The sequence below is a fragment of the Rhizobium sp. ZPR4 genome, assembly GCF_040215725.1.
Taxonomy (GTDB): domain Bacteria; phylum Pseudomonadota; class Alphaproteobacteria; order Rhizobiales; family Rhizobiaceae; genus Rhizobium; species Rhizobium rhizogenes_D.
In genome coordinates this window covers 3900467-3920901 of sequence record NZ_CP157967.1, presented here as the reverse complement: position 1 = coordinate 3920901, position 20435 = coordinate 3900467, and the positions used below count along the sequence as shown (strand labels likewise).

The 20435-nt window shown below is 59.8% G+C and carries 16 protein-coding genes; 10 read left to right on the top strand and 6 right to left on the bottom strand.

The features are described 5' to 3' along the window. Nucleotides 1-5: 5 nt before the first annotated feature. The 4 genes from ABOK31_RS18820 to ABOK31_RS18805 all read right to left on the bottom strand — a co-directional run bounded on the left by ABOK31_RS18820 (nucleotide 6) and on the right by ABOK31_RS18805 (nucleotide 3444). Entirely contained in the window at nucleotides 6-863 is an 858-nt protein-coding gene (locus ABOK31_RS18820; RefSeq protein WP_174176052.1) for a carbohydrate ABC transporter permease, read from the bottom strand. Next, on the bottom strand, nucleotides 860-1747 hold the full coding sequence (locus ABOK31_RS18815; protein ID WP_174176054.1) for a sugar ABC transporter permease: 888 nt from the start codon (nucleotides 1745-1747) through the stop codon (nucleotides 860-862). Before ABOK31_RS18815 ends, ABOK31_RS18820 begins: the two co-directional genes overlap by 4 nt. A gap of 13 nt (nucleotides 1748-1760) precedes the next feature. Then, nucleotides 1761-2918 carry a Gfo/Idh/MocA family oxidoreductase gene (locus ABOK31_RS18810; protein ID WP_349957155.1) on the bottom strand — a complete coding sequence of 386 codons (1158 nt, stop codon included), beginning with the start codon at nucleotides 2916-2918 and terminating at the stop codon, nucleotides 1761-1763. 193 nt (nucleotides 2919-3111) lie between these two features. Further along, nucleotides 3112-3444, bottom strand: coding sequence for a hypothetical protein (locus tag ABOK31_RS18805; protein WP_174176058.1), 333 nt, complete (start codon nucleotides 3442-3444; stop codon nucleotides 3112-3114). A 248-nt stretch (nucleotides 3445-3692) separates the two neighbouring features. Between ABOK31_RS18805 and ABOK31_RS18800 the strand changes: the two genes are divergently transcribed. After that, a complete protein-coding gene (locus tag ABOK31_RS18800) occupies nucleotides 3693-4553 on the top strand; it encodes a glycosyltransferase family 25 protein (RefSeq protein WP_234910438.1) in 861 nt (286 codons plus the stop codon). Nucleotides 4554-4615: 62 nt separating this feature from the next. Here the strand turns inward: ABOK31_RS18800 and ABOK31_RS18795 are convergent, their stop codons facing one another. Further along, nucleotides 4616-6598 carry a nucleoside-diphosphate sugar epimerase/dehydratase gene (locus ABOK31_RS18795; protein ID WP_349957153.1) on the bottom strand — a complete coding sequence of 661 codons (1983 nt, stop codon included), beginning with the start codon at nucleotides 6596-6598 and terminating at the stop codon, nucleotides 4616-4618. 210 nt (nucleotides 6599-6808) lie between these two features. After that, complete coding sequence (locus ABOK31_RS18790; RefSeq protein ID WP_349957152.1) at nucleotides 6809-8485, bottom strand: GumC family protein; 1677 nt, start codon at nucleotides 8483-8485, stop codon at nucleotides 6809-6811. Between the two features lie 257 nt (nucleotides 8486-8742). On the opposite strand from ABOK31_RS18790, the gene ABOK31_RS18785 reads away from it, so the two are divergent. The 9 genes from ABOK31_RS18785 to ABOK31_RS18745 all read left to right on the top strand — a co-directional run bounded on the left by ABOK31_RS18785 (nucleotide 8743) and on the right by ABOK31_RS18745 (nucleotide 20422). Beyond that, on the top strand, nucleotides 8743-9759 hold the full coding sequence (locus ABOK31_RS18785; protein ID WP_349959029.1) for a glycoside hydrolase family 5 protein: 1017 nt from the start codon (nucleotides 8743-8745) through the stop codon (nucleotides 9757-9759). Nucleotides 9760-9847: 88 nt separating this feature from the next. Continuing rightward, nucleotides 9848-11083 carry a hypothetical protein gene (locus tag ABOK31_RS18780; protein WP_349957150.1) on the top strand — a complete coding sequence of 412 codons (1236 nt, stop codon included), beginning with the start codon at nucleotides 9848-9850 and terminating at the stop codon, nucleotides 11081-11083. Between the two features lie 153 nt (nucleotides 11084-11236). Next, nucleotides 11237-12121, top strand: coding sequence for a formyltetrahydrofolate deformylase (gene purU, locus ABOK31_RS18775; protein WP_349957148.1), 885 nt, complete (start codon nucleotides 11237-11239; stop codon nucleotides 12119-12121). A 99-nt stretch (nucleotides 12122-12220) separates the two neighbouring features. After that, nucleotides 12221-12772 carry a hypothetical protein gene (locus tag ABOK31_RS18770; RefSeq protein WP_349957147.1) on the top strand — a complete coding sequence of 184 codons (552 nt, stop codon included), beginning with the start codon at nucleotides 12221-12223 and terminating at the stop codon, nucleotides 12770-12772. Nucleotides 12773-12906: 134 nt separating this feature from the next. Next, nucleotides 12907-15834, top strand: a complete 2928-nt coding sequence (locus ABOK31_RS18765) for an aminotransferase (protein ID WP_349957145.1) — start codon at nucleotides 12907-12909, stop codon at nucleotides 15832-15834. 512 nt (nucleotides 15835-16346) lie between these two features. After that, the gene (locus tag ABOK31_RS18760; protein WP_015338438.1) at nucleotides 16347-16541 is read left to right on the top strand and encodes a hypothetical protein; all 195 of its coding nucleotides are present in this window, start codon (nucleotides 16347-16349) and stop codon (nucleotides 16539-16541) included. A gap of 262 nt (nucleotides 16542-16803) precedes the next feature. Next, a complete protein-coding gene (locus tag ABOK31_RS18755) occupies nucleotides 16804-17802 on the top strand; it encodes a P1 family peptidase (protein ID WP_174178815.1) in 999 nt (332 codons plus the stop codon). Between the two features lie 15 nt (nucleotides 17803-17817). After that, on the top strand, nucleotides 17818-18735 hold the full coding sequence (locus ABOK31_RS18750) for a LysR family transcriptional regulator (protein WP_349957142.1): 918 nt from the start codon (nucleotides 17818-17820) through the stop codon (nucleotides 18733-18735). Between the two features lie 157 nt (nucleotides 18736-18892). Continuing rightward, nucleotides 18893-20422, top strand: coding sequence for an ABC transporter substrate-binding protein (locus ABOK31_RS18745; RefSeq protein WP_349957141.1), 1530 nt, complete (start codon nucleotides 18893-18895; stop codon nucleotides 20420-20422). Nucleotides 20423-20435 lie beyond the last annotated feature (13 nt).

The window sequence follows — 20435 nt, the reverse complement described above, 5'->3', positions numbered from 1 at the left end:
TGATTTTATTGCTTCACCGCGCCGGCGGTCAGACCGCTGACGAGATACCGTTGCAGGAAGAAGATCACGACCAGAGCCGGCGCGATGCCGACGAAACTTGCGGCCATGAGTTCGTTCCAGACGACCTCCTGCCGGCCGAAATAGGCAAACAGCCCAACCGGCAGCGGCATGTATTCCGTCTTCGAATTGAAGGTAAGCGCATAGATGAACTGCTGTGCGTAGGAACCGATGAACGTGGTGATGGCGACAACGGTGATGCCCGGCATGGCGATCGGCAGGATGACGCGACGCAGCGTATAGAAATGGCTGGCGCCATCAACAAAGGCCGCCTCGTCGAGCTCCTTGGGAATGCGCATCATATAAGTGCGCAGCAACCAGATTCCGGAGGGAATGAGGAAAGCGACACCCGGTATGATCATGGCAAAATAGGTGTTCAGCACGCCGAAGGAGCGCATGAGCCGGAACAACGGGATCAGCAGCACGGCGCCGGAGAACATGTTAACGGCAAGAAAGGCACCGAGCAGCAGGCCGGAGCCTCGGAACTCGAAACGCGCGAAGGCATAGGCCGCCGGCACGACGAGGATCAGCACGATAATAGTGCTCACGCCGGAAATCAGGAACGAGTTGAAGATATACCAGCCGAAGCCAGGCACGCTGGTCCACATCGTGCGATAGGCCGCAAAGGAGCCATTTTCGGGAATGAACCGGTAGGGCGACGAGAAAAGCTGACTGAGCGGCTTCAACGAGACCAGGAACCCTTCGACGAAGGGCGCCAGCACGAAGGTCAGGAACAGCAGGATTCCGGCATAGATGCCGATGAGCTCGTACCACTTGTAGCGATTGATCATGGCGGGCTGGCTCATCGCTGCTTGGCTCCCGTGGAAAAGCGGCTGGTCAGGCGGAAGTAGGCAAGGCAGAAGATCGACAGGAAGATGCAGATCAGCACCGCGCGCGCAGCACCCTCGCCATATTTGTAGGACCCGATCGCCGTTCGATAGGTGTCGATGATCATCGTCGTCGTTTCGCCGTTCGGGCCGCCGCGCGTCAAGATCCAGATGATATCGAAGGAATTGAAGGTGGCGATCAGCGACAGCATCGACATGGTGACCAGGGACGGCACCAGCAGCGGCAGGGTGATGCGGCGGAAGCGATAGAAGCGGCCGGCGCCGTCCGTCCACGCGGCCTCATAGAGATCGTGCGGGATCGCCTGCATGGCGGCCAGCATATAAAGAGTGACCATCGGTACGCCGATCCAGACGTCGGTGACGATCGTCGCCCAGAAGGCAGTGCTGCCATAGGCAAGGAAAGCGACCGGGCTGTCGACGATGCCGAAACGCTGGAGCAGGCCGGAAATCATGCCGAACTGACCATTATACATCCAGCCCCACATGAAGATGCCGATCGCCATCGGCACGATCCAGGGCGGCATGGTCAACACGCGAAAGAGCGCGCGGCCCGGAACGGCCGAGTTCAGTAGCGCTGCCCCCAACGTGCCGATGATCATCTTGATCGACACGGAGAAGAACGTCCAGATGAAGGTCCGGACAATGACGCCTGCGAAGGTGTCGTTGAAGATTTTGGCGTAGTTCTCGAAGCCGACCCAATTCGTCACCTTCTTCAACGACGCATCGGTGAAGGACAGGATTATGGTGTCAACGAGCGGATAGGCGACGATGACGGTGACGTAGAGGAGAGCCGGAAGAAGCAGGAGCCAGGCGAAGATGACCGTGCTGCGTTGAACACCCATCCTGCGCCCCTCCCTAGGCGGCTCTTGAATGAAGAGCCTCGTCGAACTCGTCCCAGATCGGTCGGAGATCAACGACGGTCTTCTTCATGCGCGCCTCGTCCATCGAGAGCGCCAGAATGCCGGCCTCCAGCGCATTCTGGGTGGACACCGGCAGGTGCAGACCCGTTTTGACGTGCGCGATGATATCGGCGGCCATCTGTTCGTCGGCACCATAGTGCTGCGAAAGCGTGGTGGCTGCGTAGGTCTTCTCGATCACCTTCTTGCCGGTCAGCATCTCGTGGACGTTGAAATAACCACGAATGAAGTCGCCCTCGGCCATGCCGCGCGAGCCCATGATGGCAAAGCGACGGAACTGGTCCGGCACGTTGAGATTGGTGTGGAAGTTCATGCCGACACCATTGGCATATTCGATGATCGCGACCTGGTAGTCGATGATGTCGCCATCACTGTCGAAGACCTTGTCCGATCCCATCCAGCCGCTCGGCTTGCGATGGAAGAGCTCGAGGTCGTTGATGCCCTCCCTTGCCGGGTCGTTTTCCGGAATGAAGCTCTTGCGGCCGCCGAAGCTTGCGACCCGTTCCGGCCGCGCACCGACCACACCATTATAGAGATCGAGATCGTGGCAGCATTTCTCGAGCATAAAGCTGCCGGAATAATGTTCGTAGCGGCGCCAGTCACGCATGAAGAAGGCGCCGTGATAGGGCTCGATATGCTCGGCCGCCTCGATAGAAACCACGTGGCCAAGCTTTCCTTCCGCCTGGGCGGTCAGAAGATCGCGATACATTGGCGAATAACGCAGCACGAGGCCGACATTCAGGCGCTCATGACCGAACTTTGCCATCAGCTTTGCAAGCTCGATGCTGTCCTTGATTGTCGTGACGATCGGCTTTTCGCAGAAGATCTTGAGCCCGGCCTCGAGGCCGATGCGGATGTGATCGAGATGCATGTGGTTCGGCGAACCGATCATCAGCAGATCGATCTTTTCGTTGGCAATCAGCTCTTGGGGTGTTGCGTAGGCTTTTCCGGCAGAGATGCCCTTTTCGAGCAAACCGGGCAGGCCCGCAGGCTCCGGATCGACATATCCGGCGATCTCGAAGTTCTCGTCGATCGCCTTGAAGACATAGCCCAGATAACCTAGGCGGAATCCCAGCCCAATGATTCCAACGCGCATGCTTTTATGTTCCCATTACGTAATTTATTTTCGTAACCTTGGGGCAAATTTTCGCATTCGTCAACGACGTTCGCGCATTTAACCAAAAACATGAAATTTATTTTCAGATCGCCAACAAAACTTATACGATGTGATCATGAGGCCGCGCTCGTTTTGATTGCGCTGCCGCTTAATTCGGCAGGGTGCCTACGACTTATCTATCCGGACTGTTATATTGCCAATATTGGTAGTTCGGCTTTCTGGTGCTGCCGGAAATAACGCCATCCTGATCGCAAACATAACCGAGACGCGGCAGGCCCCGGTAGAATGGACCTTCGTGAAAATAATCTGCATATACGGTGGCGGTGCGACATTGAAACTTTTCGTCAGCCGCCATTTTCGGCGCAGTTACTCCCGGAAGGTTCTTGTAAGGATAGACGGGAGCGACATATGGCTTGGGCAGGAGCGGGTTGTCGGCAAAGGCGACCGCCGGCATCAGGACCGCAAGGGACAAGGCAGCAATGGCGATTTTCGACTTGATCCACATGAACTGCTACGCTCCTTCACTAATGCGAGCGCAACGATCACACGCCGCATATCATGAATATAGTAGGGCCGCAGCCATGCGCCAACGGGTTCCCCGATCAAAATCGCGCGTAAGCGATGGTTTCCGCATCGCCAATGCAGGCCATTCACGCAACGTTACACCAAAAAAAATGCTTTTATCTACGAATACAACACAGGCGTGTGGCAGCCGTTTGCGACAAGTCATAAGCATGTTATATAGTATGAAAATTGCCATCTTGGTTGCTGTCGGCGCGATTTCTGTTTGAAGGAGTAGCAGTCATTCTCGAACAGATTAATCGCATCCCTCCCCTTGTCGACCCGGAGATTGCTGACGATGCTGCTCAGCGGGTCTCCATCTATGTCATCAATCTCGATCGCTCGCGTGATCGCTGGGAGCGCCTGTGCAATCAGGCCGTCGAATACGATCTGCATATCACGCGCATTCCTGCCGTCGACGGCCGCATCATCGCAGAGGCGGACCGCGTCGATTTTTACCCGCATTCGTTCATCTACCACAACGGCCGCAAGCTTCTGCCGGGAGAATACGGATGCTACCGCAGCCATCTGATCGCGCTTGAGCAATTCGTCGCCAGCGGCGACAAGATGGCGATCATCATGGAAGACGACGTCGAGCTCAACGAGAAGCTGATCCCACGTGCAATCGCCGCGATGGACAGCGTCCAGGGTGCGCGTCTCGTCAAACTCGTCAACCATCGTCTCGTCGGCTTCAAGCAGATCTGCGAAACCAGCGAAAACGATGTCGTCGGCCGCTGCATGCATGGTCCGCAGGGGTCGGCTGCCTGTTATATCGTCAACCGCAAGGCAGCCAAGAAACTGCTGACGACGCTGAAGCCCATGCTTCTTCCTTATGACGTCGCCCTGGAACGCGGCTGGTCGACCGGCGTTGCGACATTCACGACCTTTGAAAATCTGGTCGACTTCAGCCCGCATCGCGCCGACACCACGATCGGCAAGCGCGTGCATTACCGCGCGGTAAAGCGGCATCCCCTGTTGCGGCTGACGGCACATTGGTTCCGCACCTGCGATCAGCTGCGCCGTTGGTACTACGCCGTCAAGGTCAAGCAATAACCGTCAGCAAAGCTTGGCGAAGGCTAAGCATGAAGAGCGGCCGTGCAATGGCGGATACGCTTCTATAGTTGCGCAACGTTGTCGAGGTTCGGCTGATCGACGGTCATGTCCGTCTCGCGCTCGCGATAGACCAGATCGACCACTTCGCTGCTCGGCGCATAGCCCGAAACGAGCTTTTGCAGCAGGGCTCTGGCCAAGGGTATGTCGTTTTCATTCAGCGCCGCCTCAAGTGCGGCAAGCCGCTTCGAGAGCTCCAGCCAGGGCAGGAAATCCTCCTTGGCCTGCATGATGCGAGGATGGCTGGTCGGCTGCGGATTGTCGCCGATCAATAGTTCTTCATAGAGCTTCTCGCCCGGTCGCAGGCCGGTGATTTCAAGCTCGATATCGCCATCCGGCTCGTCTTCGTCCCGTACGGTCAGACCGGACAGTTCCACCATGCGCCGCGCGAGATCGGCAATGCGCACCGGTTCACCCATATCGAGCAGGAAGACATCGCCGCCGCCCGACATCGCGCCCGCCTGGATGACAAGCTGCGATGCCTCGGGAATGGTCATGAAATAACGGGTGATATCGGGATGCGTCAGCGTGATCGGGCCGCCGTCGCGGATCTGCTGACGAAAGAGCGGCACGACCGAACCGGAGGAGCCGAGCACATTGCCGAAGCGCACCATGGCGAAATTGGTACTGTCGGCACCGGGCTTGCGATCGGCGTCCATCGCCTGCAGCACCATTTCCGCCAACCGCTTGCTCGCACCCATGATGTTTGTCGGACGCACGGCCTTGTCGGTGCTGATGAGGACGAAATTCTCGACACCATGATCGCGCGCAGCTTCGGCCGCTATCTGCGTTCCGAGCACATTGTTGCGGATGCCTTCGACGGGATTGTATTCGACGAGCGGCACATGCTTGTAGGCAGCGGCATGATAGACCGTCTTCGGCCGCCAGGCTTCCATGATCTGCCGGATACGCTGGTTGTCCCGGACCGAAGCAAGAAAGGGAATGATGCGCACATCGCCATGGCCGGCGGAGGCTACCGCCTTTTCCAGCTCGCCGTGAATGGCATAAAGGGCAAATTCGCTCTGTTCGACCAAAAGCAGCGAGGACGGTCCGTTCTTCAGAATCTGACGGCAGAGCTCGCTACCGATCGAACCGCCTGCGCCAGTGACCATGACGACCTTGCCGCGAATATTCTTCTCGATCAGGCTGCGATCGGGGGCGATCACGTTGCGGCCGAGCAGGTCTTCGATGTCAAGCTCGCGCAGATCGGAAACCGCGACACGGCCCTGCGCCAGCGCCGTCAGATCGGGCATTGTCCGCACCGTGACGCGAGCCTTGCGCATGTCCTCGAGGATTTCGTTGCGCCGTTGCCGCGTGGCATTCGGCAGGGCCAGGAGCACGCCCTTGATCTCGCCCGAAACTACGAGCGCCGGCAGATCGGCCGGATCGTAGATCGGCAAGCCGCCCATGATGCTGCCATGCAGGTTGCGATCGTCATCGAGATAGCCGACGACATTCAGCTCGGCACTATTGGCAAGGGCACCCGTGAGCTGCCGTCCGGAAGCGCCGGCCCCGTAGACCAGAACCTTGGCGAGCTGATTGCGATTGAGGAGCCGCTGATAGGCATTGCCGAGCCAGTAGCGCGTCCACATGCGCGACAGGCCGATCGCGATCAGCAACAGCAGGGGCTGCAAGATGCCGACCGTGCGCGGCACGCCCGGCACGCTGATCGCGGTGAAAACGGTCATGAAGGCGAGCGCATAGATCGCTACAGCCTTGACGACCGTCACGAAAGCAGACAGCCCGGCATAACGGAAAATCGCACGATAAAGGCCGAGTACGATGAAGATCGGTATGGCGAGCAGAAGAGAGACGATGGCCGGCAGCCACTCCACCCCCTCAAGAATGACCCAGTCGTCGAGGCGGAGACAATAAGCGAACCAGACCGTCAGCACGCAAAGGCTGGCATCGACCAGCAGCGCAAGCGCACGCTTGGTCGAGCGCGGCAAAGCCAGAAACGGCAGAACGAGTTTATCCGCGGGCACCATCGGTCAGCTTTCCCCGGCGCCAGTCATCGGAGCAACGCACCGCTTTTCTCGCATAGATTGTCTCACAAAGTACCGCACAACGCCTAATGACCGTATCGCACTTTCTTTAGCAAGATCCAATCATTCCCAGCGCCGATTTACATCTAGAACACTCGGCGCACAATTGCACCATCAATGCTGAAAAAGCCCGCAGCGCAAAAAAAGGCCCGGTCACTTGCCGAAATAACTACGGATGACAGGATGGCGAAACAGGCCGAGGAGAATGGCAAAGGCCATGCCGAGACCGGCGCCGAATATTGCGCCGGCGATCAGACCGGCGATCATCATCACTTTTCGGCTCGGCCCATCCGCCTTCAGCGGCGGTTCGGCTTCGGAGATCACGCGGATATTGCTCTGTGAGAGATCCTGGGCGTCGCTCGCCTGACCGGACCGTTTCAACAGCGATTCATAGAGATCACGAGCAGCGGTTGCCTTGCGTTGCAGCTCGTTCAGGCCCACGAGCTTGCCTGACGTATTGACCTGCGAGGCCTTCTGCACGGCAAGTTCCTTGGCGATATCCTGCTCGGCCTTCTGCGCCTGCTCGTAATCGGCACGGGCCGAGGTCATCTGCCGCTGCAGTTCCGCGCGAATTTCCGCGGCGAGGCTTTCCAGCGAAGATTTCGCGGCAAGCAGGCGCGGATGGCGGGCGCCTAGCTGACTCTGCAGGCTGCCGACATTGGCTGCCATCGTCGCATATTGCTGCCGCAGGCTGCTCAATGCGGTCGATGTTGCGCCGGACGAAGGGTTGTTGGAAACGACATCCTCGAAACTGAGCTTGCCGGCCGCATCGGCGCGAGCCTTCGCCTCGATCGTCTTCTGCTGGGCGGTGACCAATAGGTCGTTCAGAGCGGTCAGGCGCTTGTCGGAGATCAGATTGCCCTCGACCGCCACCATGTCATTGTCGGCACGATAGGTTTCGACAGCCTTTTCGGCTGAGAGTACCTGCTGCCGCAGATCCTCCAGGCGGGAATCGAGCGCCGTATTGCTGCTCTTGTAGGTGCTCGCAGCCGCCTTGCTCTCTTCCTCCATGAAAGAGGTCACAAGCTGGTTGGCGATCGCAGCCGATTTTTGAGGATCGCCCGTCGTCACTTTCGCAGTCACGACATAGGTGCTGGACTCGCGGGCAATCAGCACGGCTTTCGCCAAGGCAGCGGTGGCCACATATTTTGCTGCCTCGCCGGTGGCGCCGCCATTGAATTTCGGGTCCTGATCGAGCTTCAATGCGCTCACGACGCGCCCCAATACCTTGCCGGAAGACAGGATCTGCGTCTGGCTGTCGATCATCGTCGTGATCAATTCAGGCGCCGTGGGTGCCTGCTGGGCGGAATCGGAGCCTCCGACCGGGCGGGGATCGAAATAGAGGCTGGTTTCGGCGGTGAACTTCTGCGGTATCAGCGGAATGACCGCACCGCCCAGAACGGCGCCGACACCTGCCAGCGCAAGAACCACAAACTTCCACGCCCAGATCGAAGCGATGGCTGATCGAAGATCAAGCAACGGCAACTTTACAGCCGGTATCGGTGCCGCCGGGGCAGCGGCAGATACCGGAGCAACCGCAACCTGCTCGACTGTCGGGACCGCCGCAGCGACAACCGGCTCGGCAACGGGGCGCGGGGGCACCGGTTCCTCAACATTGGATCGCTTCGGCGGGCTTTGCGGGACGGCGGCAGCCGCGATGGGCGCCTCAAGCTCTTCGGAATGTGCTATGGGCTCGGCGGCGGCAACGAAATCCCGAGGGTGCAAGACAGGACTGCGCAGACGCATACCGTCGCGCCGTATGTCAGACGGCTCGGTATCGCGCCAACCCGCAAGTCGGTCCGATCTCTTGCTTCGTTCCATTGAGCTCATGGCAGACTTTCAGTGCTCCGCAGGCGGTTTCCACGCAGCGGGTATCCGAAGTTTAGAAACGTTTGGCTAACGGAACATTAAGGACGCTCTCAGGAAATCGCGTGGCGGCTGCAGGCGCGATCCATCCCTTCATCATTGTTCAACACCATCATCCCTATGAAAAGCCACACCCGCACGGAAGGCAGGGCCATGCCATGAACGCATCGATGACGAAAGCTCTGCGACGCCTGCTGGCCGCCACGGTCTTGCTCGCTTTCATGGCGCAGGCGGAGGGTTCCTTCGCGGCGCAGCAACTATGCTATCGCGGCGTCAATCTGTCCGGCGCGGAATATGGCGAGCGCGGCGGGGCCGTGAATGTGAACTATACATATCCGTCCGAGCAGACCGTGCGCTATTTCGCGGAAAAAGGCATGAATACGATCCGCCTGCCCTTCCGCTGGGAGCGGTTGCAACCGGTGCTCGGAGCGCCCCTTGACGGCGACGAACTGCAGCGCTTGAAGGATGCCGTCGACCTCATCCAGAAACACGGCATGTCAGTCGTTCTCGATCCGCATAATTACGCCTATTATGACAAGACCCAGCTCAAGCAGCCTCCCGCGACCGATCTCGCTTTCGGTGATTTCTGGGCGCGGCTTGCGGTCGAGTTTGCCAATCGGAAGGGCGTGGCCTTCGGTCTGATGAACGAGCCGCACGATATCAAGGCTCCCGATTGGCTCGAACTTGCCAATACCGCCATCCGCAGCATCCGAACCGTAGGCGCACGTAATCTCATTCTCGTCCCGGGCACGAACTGGACGGGCGCACACAGCTGGTCGGCCGATGTGCTTGGCGGCGGCGCAAACGGCACGGTGATGCTCGGCGTCCGGGATCCGATCGATTTCTACGCCTTCGAATTCCACCAGTATCTGGATTCGGACAGCTCGGGCACGCACCCGGTCTGCGACGGCACCGACAATGCCATGAAGGGCATGACCGACGTTACCGACTGGCTGCGCAAGAACGGGAAACGCGGATTTCTGGGTGAGTTCGGCGTCGCCGCCAATGATGATTGTCTCGACGGTCTCAAGCAGGTCCTCGACGTTATGAACGCGAACGGCGACGTCTGGCTCGGCTGGACCTACTGGGCCGCCGGCGACTGGTGGCCGCCGGAGGAACCGCTCAACGTCCAGCCGCACAACGGCCGCGACAAACCGCAGATGAAGGTCCTCGCCGAGAGCCTGGGCCGAAAGGTGTCGCTGGCCCCTTCATGCGCGCTGGTCAAGCCTGCGAAATGACCGGTGACGGCCAACCGGCTCTTTGTCGCGAATCATCGGGCTGATATGCTGCCGCGGCCAGTGAAGACGCCACCATCCCGGATATCTAATGCAAAGTTCAGGCGAAAAGCAGCCGATCAATTTCGTCATTCTCACGATCTCGCTGCTTGCGGTCTGCTATAACTGTATCCTTGCCTTCATCAATCACAACATTACGCCGCTGACGCCAAACTCCGTCGTGCTGTCCGAAGTGCTGCTGCAGGTCGCCGCTTTCACCTACCTGCTGACGAAGGGCATATACGAGGAGGACATAGCGCCGCTCCTTTACCTGCTGCTGACCATCGCGCTCACGGTTTTCGTCATCGCCATCAACAAGCAGGCCTATATCGACCATCTCCGCAACGTGATGATCATCTTCGCCTTTTCGATCATGGGGCGGCTGGCCAACGAGCGCACCGTCAAGCTTGCCTTCAAGATTTCATGCTTCATCGTGCTTGCCGTGCTCGTCCTGGAAATCGTGTCCGTAAAGCAATATGTCGCGCTGTTTCATCCGGCCGAATATTTCCAGAACACGCGCGGTGTGCCGCCGGCCACCTACAGCGATCTCGGCTTGTTTCGCGGCGCGCTCGGCTTCGAGGGCCGGTTTTCTTTCGGCCTGATCGACCACCGGTCATCGTCCATCTTTCTGGAACAGGTCTCGCTCGCCAATTTCTGCGGCGTCATGGTGCTGTATCTGATCAGCTTTTCCAATCGCCTGGGATTGCTGGAACGGCTGCTGTTTTTCTCGACGGTCGTGTTGATCCTGTTGACGAATGACACACGCACAATGCTGATCTTCAGCCTCATCTGCGTCGCAGGCTATTTCATCTATCCCTGGCTTCCGAAAGCGCTGGACCTGCTGACGATGCCCGGAATCATCGTTGTCGGTTTCGTCATTCATGCGCTCAAGCCGACTGTGACAGGCGATAATTTCGTCGGACGCATCAATGGCACGGTGAAGGCTTTCCTCGGCATGGACCTGCAAAGCACGATCGGCCTGCAACTCGACCAGGTCGGCATCTTCTTCGACAGCGGATATGTCTACATCATCTATGGTGCCACGATCTTCGGCCTGATCCTGTTCTGGCTCTACGCCTCGCTCTATCCGGGCGGCGAAACGGTCAACCAGCGACGCCTCGGCCATGCGCTTTCCCTTTTCCTGTTCCTCAATCTGATGATCGGCTCCACGGCCATCTTCTCCATGAAGACGGCAGGGCTCGTCTGGCTTCTCGTGGGATTCCTGAAATTCAACGAGGGCACGCAGGCAAAACAGCCGCAAAAGCTTTCGCTGGCAACCAGCGGCTGAGGCGGGGATACGCCGTTCGAAGGCGCAATAGGAACGGCTTTTTTCTCGCCATCCTGCCTAAATTACCGTCGAAACATGGCTGGGGGGAGGTATTTCCCAGACCTCCGATTTCATTTAAGCAGGCGGCATCCTCGGGATATGAAAAGAAGAGACATGACGAGCTATGTATTAACAGTGGCGTGCAAGTCGACACGTGGGATTGTCGCGGCGATCTCGAACTATCTGGCCGGTGAGGGCTGCAACATCGTCGATTCCAGCCAGTTCGACGATCTCGATACCGGCATGTTCTTCATGCGCGTCTCCTTCATCTCCGAGGAAGGCGTCGGCGAGGCAGCGCTGGTCGAAGGCTTCAAGCCGATCGCCGAGAAGTTCGCCATGGTGTCAGAAATCCACGATGCCAGGAAGCGCATGAAGGTGCTGCTCATGGTCTCGCGCTTCGGCCATTGCCTCAACGACCTGCTCTATCGCTGGAAGATCGGCGCCCTGCCGATCGACATCGTCGGCGTCGTCTCCAACCATTTCGACTACCAGAAAGTGGTGGTCAACCACGACATCCCCTTCCACCATATTCCGGTGACCAAGGCTAACAAGCCGGAGGCGGAAGCCAGGATCATGGATGTGGTCGAGCAGACCGGCACGGAGCTGATCGTGCTCGCCCGCTACATGCAGATCCTGTCGGACTCCATGTGCCAGAAGATGTCGGGCCGCATCATCAACATCCACCATTCCTTCCTGCCGTCCTTCAAGGGGGCGAACCCCTACAAGCAGGCCTATGAGCGCGGGGTGAAGCTGATCGGGGCGACGGCGCATTATGTGACGGCCGATCTCGACGAGGGTCCGATCATCGAGCAGGACACGGCGCGCATCACGCATGCGCAGTCGGCCGAGGATTATGTCTCGATCGGCCGCGATGTCGAGAGCCAGGTTCTCGCCCGCGCCATCCATGCGCATATCCACTTCCGCACCTTCCTCAACGGCAACCGCACCGTCGTCTTCCCGGCAAGTCCGGGGTCCTATGCCTCCGAGCGCATGGGGTGAGGCGCCGAGGTTCGACTTCAGCCCGCTCCCTTTCCTTTTCGCTCCGAAGCGCGATTTGATATCACCGGTATCGAATCGCGCGGAGATCAAGGAGAGGACATGTCATTCTACCGCTTTGGAACGCTGCTGCTGGCGGCGCTCCTGCTATCTGCGCCGGCATCCCATGCCGAAACGGCGGAACAGGACCCCTCCAAGATCGATCTCGCCAAGCTGATCGAATGCACGACCTATGACGTGCCGAGCTACAACAGTTTCGCCCTATGGCTGACCGGGCCGGAAAGCGCCACGGCCATGAAACTGTTCGGCTTCACCGAGCTGCCATCGGACAACCCCTTCCTGCGCGAATTCCAGCTTTCGGCGCCCGTAACCGTTTTCGGACGGCAGACGAACAAGATTGTCTTCGCCTCAACCGGGCCGCTTGCCGTGCTCGACGAGGCAGACCCGCATTCGCTCGCCAAACAGCTTGATGTGACAGCTTCCGTCGACCAGCCGAACAAGTTTCTCGGCGAGAAGGTCATCCTGTCGCGCAAGGACCAGCAGGAAAATTCGGACACCGTGCTGGAAACGCGCATCTCGCTCAACGTCTCCACCATCGATACCCATCCGGGCAAGACGCTTGCCGGTTGCAGCTATTCCATCGAGGTCGAATAGGCTGTTATGCCTAGCCGGCTGCATTCTGCGGCCTATCTTCCCCCTCGCCGCTCGACTACCCTATCTGTTTTGGGTAATTTTCTTTAGGATGGAATGGTTTAGTGTCGATGCGAATGAACCATCCGGGGGATGCCATGGCCGACGCCACGCTCGTGAACCGTATGCAACTGCCGAGACCGGACGTGACACCGGAGGAGGCAACCGAGATCCTGCAGACGCATTACGGTCTGAGCGGGACGCTGACCGAGCTCGGCAGTCAGCAGGACCGCAACTATCGCATCGACGCCGGCGACAATGCCTATGTGCTGAAGATCTGCCGGACCGAATACGAACTGGTCGAGCTGGAAGCGCAGAACGCCGCCATCCGCCATCTGCATGCCAAGCCGGATGCGCCGCGCGTACCCGAGGTCATACCCTCGCTGAACGGTCGCGACATCCTCGCCATTACCCTTCGCGAGCAGGATTACCTCATCCGGCTGCTCCGTTTTCTCCCCGGCCAGACGCTGACACGGCGCAATTACCTGCCGCCGGCTTCGGTGGCCGGGCTCGGTGCGCTTTCGGCGCGGCTGGCGCGCGACCTTGCCGATTTCGACCATCCCGGCCTTCACCGCAGCCTGCAATGGGATCTGAGACGGGCGGGTCCGGTCGCCGTGCAGCTGCTGTCGGCCATAACCGATCATGAGGCGCGCGACCGCATCGCCAAGGCGATGGTCTCCGCCGTCAAGCGCATCCAGCCGCTTGCGAGCCAATTGCGCGTGCAGCCGGTGCATCACGATGTCACCGACGACAATGTCGTCAGCCATCCCGATGCTCATGGACAGCTCGTGCCCGATGGCGTCATCGATTTCGGCGATATCATCCAGGGCTGGCTGGTCGGCGATCTCGCCGTCACCTGTGCGTCGCTGCTGCATCACGCAGGCGGCAACCCCTTCCATATTCTTCCGGCGATCAAGGCCTATCACGCGATCTATCCGCTGGAGGAGGTCGAAGCCAAGGCGCTATGGCCGCTGATCGTCGCACGCGCCGTCATTCTTGCCGCCAGCACCGAGCAGCAGCTCGCCATCGATCCCGACAACGACTATGCGCGCGGGAATCTCGACTTCGAACGCGAAATCTTCGATGTCGCAACCGAGGCGCAGCCGGACGTGATGGAAGCGGCAATCCTGCGGACGATCGGCTTAGATGTCGCCCCGGTCGAGACCGATGGCTGGTCGGCGCTGCTGCCCGACATCGACCCCTCGCAGATTGCCGCCATCGATCTTTCCGTCACCGGGCCTGACTTCACGGACGGCAACTGGCAGAAGCCGGATATGGACTGGCGGCTGCTTGCCCAGACGGCGATTGCCTCCGGGGCTGCGGCAACCCGCTATGGCGAATTCCGCCTGTCTCTCGCCGCTCCACTCAATATGGCTCCGCCGCAGAATTTCGCCCTGCATTGCGATGTCTGCCTGCCGGCCGGCGCCACGGTTGCGGCTCCCTTCGCCGGCCTGCTGCAACGGCAGGGCCAGCATTTCGTGCTGGCCGACGAGGAAATGAGCCTGCATCTCGACGGCGTCGAAAGCGCTCTCGAGGACGGAGCGGCCATCGAGCAAGGCGCGACGATCGGGACGATCGGCAGCGAGGGTTCGGCGATCGGAGGATTGCGCATCCAGCTTTGCCGCGTGCCCAACCTCGTGCCGCCGCTCTTTGCGACTGCGGATCAAGCGGAGGGCTGGTCGGCCGTCTCCCCCTCGCCTGTCGCTCTCCTGAACCCGGCATGCGAGGCGCCGTGGCCGGATGCGTCCACACTGCTGTCATTGCGCAATGCTCGCTTCGCCAAGCCGCAAAAACATTATTATGATGCCCCACCGCAGATCGAACGCGGCTGGCGCGAATTCCTGTTCGACATGCAGGGGCGCTGCTACCTCGACATGGTCAACAACGTCACGACGCTCGGCCATGCCCATCCGCGGCTGACGGTAGCGATCGCCCAGCAATGGTCCCGCCTCAACACCAACTCCCGCTTCCATTATGCGGCCGTTGCCGAGTTCTCTGAGCGGTTGGCAACGCTGGCGCCTGATGGACTCGACAGCGTCTTCCTCGTCAATAGCGGCTCGGAAGCCAATGATCTGGCGATCCGCCTTGCCTGGGCGCATAGCGGCAAAAGGAACATGCTCTGCCTGCTGGAGGCCTATCACGGCTGGACTGTCGCAAGCGACGCGGTCTCCACTTCGATTGCCGACAATCCGCAGGCGCTGACGACGCGGCCGGACTGGGTGCACCCCGTCCTCTCTCCCAATACCTATCGCGGCCCCTTCCGTGGCCCGGATTCAGGGATCGACTATCTCAACGACGTCATGGCCAAACTGCAGGCCATGGACGAAAAGGGAGATGGGCTTGCCGGCTTCATCGCCGAACCGGTCTATGGCAATGCCGGCGGCATCGCGCTGCCGCATGGCTATCTTGCAGGGGTTTACGATGCCGTGCGCCAGCGCGGCGGCCTCTGCATCGCCGACGAAGTGCAGGTGGGTTACGGCCGGCTCGGCGAGCATTTCTGGGGTTTCGAAACGCAAGGCGTCGTGCCCGACATCATCACCATTGCCAAAGGCATGGGCAACGGTCATCCGCTCGGCGCCGTCGTCACCCGCCGCGAGATCGCCGAATCGCTGGAAAAGGAGGGCTATTTCTTCTCCTCAGCCGGTGGCTGCCCGGTCAGCTGCATCGTCGGCCTCACCGTTCTCGACGTTCTCAAGGACGAGAACCTGCAGGAAAATGCCCGTGTCGTCGGCGACCGGCTGAAGGCTGGGCTGATTGCTCTCATGGATCGCTTCCCGCTGATCGGCGCCGTGCATGGCACGGGGCTTTATCTTGGAGTGGAATTCGTGCGTGACCGCGAAAGCCTGATGCCGGCGAGCGAGGAGACGGCTGCAATCTGCGAGCACCTGCTCGATCTCGGGGTCATCATGCAGCCGACCGGCGATCACTTGAATGTGTTGAAGATCAAGCCGCCGCTATGCCTTGCGGCCGAGAGCGCCGATTTCTTCGTGAAGGCCCTGGAAAGAGTGCTTGAGGATGGATTTTGACGTTCTCGTCGCGCCGTTAACCATTGAGGTGTTTTAGCGGCGCGTGAATTTTAATGCTGTCGGGGCATTGTCGAATCTCGCGCCAGTTCCTATCTGTCACTCGGTGATCGGCGAGCCACACCGACACGGGTAGCAACACGAAGGTTTTAAGACAACCTTCCCCGCAATCCGCCAGGCTGGAAATTTTATTTTCCTGATCGTCGACATTTTGACATCTTTCGGAATATGTTTCTGAGGATGCAATCGCTATTATCTACTAATGTAGTGGACAATAGCGCACCGATCGCGGTGCTCCGCTACTGGGGCCCCTTAGCAAGTACAACGCCAATTGAGGAAGTGACATGCTGAATAGAAAAGTCATCGCTTCGATCCTTGGGCGATCCGTACTTGGCAATGACCGTTCGGGCGCGCTCTCCCGCCCGTGCTGTCGAATGTGACGTTCGTCCTCCCTACCGGAATCAAACAGTCAATTCGCCATGTCTGCGCCGTGCGTGCGCAGAGGGAGTCTATTTATGAAGAAGCAAGTAATCGAATACGCCGGCGTTCCCGTCGGCATCGTCGTTCCTGACCAGGATCGGCTCAAGTTCATCGCTGTCAAATACCATGTCCATGATCTGGACGAGCAGCATTTCAGAAACGCGGACGAAGTAAAGCTTGCGATCCGCGATCTCCTCTCCCGCCAGCAGGCAAAGCCGATCCATGTTTGATGGATCGGATCACCTGCGCTTTTACTCAATCCCATCCCCAGCCCTCACCCTTTGATAAAATCAGGGTGGGGGCTTTTTTTATTTGAAGCCGTAGCATGGCTTCCTCCGAAGGGAGCTTCCGGCGGCTCCTTGCGAAACGCCGAAGCTCCAAAGCCTCCAGCCCCGGACCGCTTGGGTTGAACAAACCCATCTTGTCTTTTCCCCCTCTTTACGATCCTATCGCCATGACGACCTCGCGTTGTAAACGGCGAAGGATTTTTCATTGGCTGACCTCCTTAATCTCCTGACCGATGTCGAAGGCGTCGCCGTCGGTCACTCTACCGATCTTGCGCTCGGCTCCGGCGTCACCGCCATCGTCTTCGATGAGCCGGCTGTCGCCTCCTGCACCGTTCTCGGCGGTGCGCCGGGTGGGCGGGATACAGCGTTGCTGGACCCGGCTATGACTGTCGGTACGGTGGACGGCCTCGTTCTTTCGGGCGGCTCCGCCTTCGGCCTCGATGCGGCGGGAGGGGTGCAGGCTGGCCTGAGGGAGATCGGCCGCGGTCTTCAGGTCGGCAGCGCGCTGGTGCCGATCGTGCCGCAGGCGATCCTGTTCGATCTCATCAATGGCGGCAACAAGGATTGGGGGCTGCACTCGCCCTATCGCGACATGGGATATGCCGCCTTCAAGGCCGCAAATAAAGGGCCGTTTGCGCTTGGAAGCGTCGGCGCCGGCACGGGCGCCACGACGGCAACGGTCAAAGGCGGCCTCGGCTCGGCAAGTGCCGTCAGCAGCCAGGGATACAGGATCGCTGCAATCGTCGCCGTCAACGCACTCGGTTCCGCCACCATCGGCGACGGCCCGCATTTCTGGGCGGCTCCCTTCGAGCAAAATGGCGAATTCGGCGGCCTCGGCATGCCTCAGGTGGCCGATTCACGCCTGCGGCTGAAGGGCACCAACATCACCGCCACGACCATCGGCGCCGTCGTCACCGACGCCCAGCTGACCAAGGCGGAAGCACATCGCCTCTCCATCTCAGCCCATGACGGCTTTGCCCGGGCACTCCTGCCGACGCATCTGCCACTCGACGGAGATACGGTATTTGCCGCGTCCACCGGCAGGCATGCGCGCGACGATATGCCTGGTTTCATGGAGCTCTGCCACCTCGCCACGACAGTCATGGCGCGCGCCATCGCCCGCGGCGTCTACGAGGCGACGGCGCTGCCGGTCGAAGGTGGGCAAGCGGCGTGGCGGGATCGCTTCGCCAAGCCTGCCGTCTAACGGGAGATCTCGCGCATGCAGATCCGCGCGCTGATCTATTTCGACGAGCTGGTGCGCACCAATTCGATGCGCCAGGCGGCTGAAAACCTGAACGTGGCGCCGACGGCCATCAGCCGTCAGATCGAGAACCTCGAATATCATTTCGGCACGCAGCTGGTCGAACGCAGTGCTCGCGGCATCAAATTAACGGCTGCCGGCGAATTGTTGGCGGAACGCGCCGGCCGGACGTTGCGCGAGCTCGACCACGTTCACCAGCTGATCGAAGACCTCAAAGGTCTGCAGCGCGGGACCGTCAGCATCTATGCCAATGGCGCGTCGGTCGCCAATATCCTCGCGCCGGCGCTGGCCGAATTCAGCCTGCACTATCCGCGCCTGCACTTCGAAGTGACGATTACCAGCGCTCGCAGCGCTATCGAAGCCGTCAAAAATGCCGAGGCCGATATTGCAGTGACGCTATTTGCCCCACCGCTGTCCGGCACCCAGGTTCGTCTGCGTTCCGAGCTGATCTACGATGTGATTGCCGCCGCCACACATCCGCTTGCGGCCGTCAAGGAGATCACGCTTGCCGAGATCGCAGCGCACGCGCTCGCCGTGCCCGATCGCTCCTTCGGCGCAAGGCAGGCCTTCGATGCGCTGTTCGAGCGTGAGGGACTGAGGCTCGATCCCATATTCGAAACCGGCTCGCTGGAAATGCAGAAGGAACTGGTGCTGCGGGGCGCGGCAATCACCATGCTGCCGGCGCTGACAGTTCAAAGGGAGATCGAGGCGGGTCAGCTCGTCGCGCGGCCGGTCGCGGACGGCAAGGGGGTGAGAACGCCAGTCGACCTCTGCGTCGCACCCGATCGCCAGCTCTCCTTCGCGGCCGGAAAGCTGCTCGATTTCATCGAGCGCTTCATGCGCCAGCAACTTTCCGCCAAGGGGAGGCAGGATTGAACGAAACGCTGTAGAAGACCAAACCAGTGTAGCGGTTTCGGCTACACCGAGCACACATTTTCGGAATTGTGTGTGCGCCTGTGAGATGACACTATCCTGAAAAAGACCGCATGCCGGAGGGAAGCCGGACATGCGGGCAAAAAGCAAGGGAACCGACATGACCAAGTTTTCACGCCCGAGCCTGGGCGACGTCGCGCGCTGGCTTGCCTGTGGCGCTGCAGTTTCCGCCGGCCTACTGATGATGGGTCTGACACAAGCTGAAGCCGCGAAGACGACACTCAATCTCGGCATGAGCGTCGAGCCGACCGGTCTCGATCCGACGATCGCTGCCCCCGTCGCGATCGGTCAGGTCACCTGGCAGAACATTTTCGAAGGACTGGTGGCCATCAACGAAAGCGGCAAGATCGTGCCGCAGCTCGCCAAGAGCTGGGAAATTTCGCCCGACGGCCTGACCTATACGTTCAAGCTGCAGACCGGCGTGAAATTCCACGACGGCGAGGCCTTCGATTCCGCCGCCGCCAAGTTTACGCTCGATCGCGCTCGCGGCGCCGATTCCGTCAATCCGCAGAAGCGCTTCTTTTCGACCATTGCCTCGATCGACACGCCGGATGCTGAAACGCTGGTCCTGCATCTCTCCTCGCCGACCGGCAGCCTGCTCTATTGGCTCGGCTGGCCGAGTTCCGTCATGGTCGGGCCGAAATCCTCCGCCAACGACAAGACGACACCCATCGGCACCGGGCCCTTCAAATTCTCCTCCTGGGCCAAGGGCGACCATGTCGACCTCGTCAAAAACCCGGACTACTGGAACAAGTCGGTCGATGTGAAGCTTGAAAAAGTGACCTTCCGTTTCATTGCCGATCCGCAGGCGGAGGCAGCGGCGCTGAAGGCCGGCGACCTCGATGCCTTTCCGGAATTCGGCGCGCCTGAACTCATGAATTCCTTCGAGGGCGATGCCAGGCTCACGACCAAGATCGGCAATACCGAGCTCAAAGTCGTGGCCGGCATGAACAACACGCGCAAGCCCTTCGACGACAAGCGCGTGCGCCAGGCGCTGATGATGGCGCTCGACCGCAAAACAATCATCGAAGGCGCCTGGTCCGGCCTCGGCACGGCGATCGGCAGCCACTACACGCCGAACGATCCCGGCTACAAGGACCTGACCGGCACGCTGCCCTACGATGCCGCCAAGGCCAAGGCGCTGCTTGCCGAAGCCGGCTATCCAAATGGTTTCACCTTCACCATCAAGACACCGCAGATGGCCTATGCGCCGCGCAGCGCTCAGGTGATGCAGGCGATGTTTGCCGATATCGGCGTGACGATGAACATCGAGCCGACGGAATTCCCGGCCAAATGGGTGCAGGACGTCTTCAGCGGCCGCAACTATGACATGACCATCGTCGCCCATGCCGAGCCGATGGACATCGATATCTACTCGCGCGATCCCTATTACTTCAACTACAAGAATCCGGCCTTCAACGATCTCATGAAGAAGATCCAGCTGACGGCCGATCCCACCGAGCAGAACAAGCTCTATGGCGAGGCGCAGGGCATTCTTGCCGAAGATGTGCCGGCGCTCTTCCTCTTCGTCATGCCGAAGCTCGGCGTCTGGGACAAGAAACTTAAGGGTCTCTGGGAAAACGAGCCGATCCCCTCGAACGTGCTGACCAACGTTTCCTGGGAAGACTGATCGCTTTCGCTTG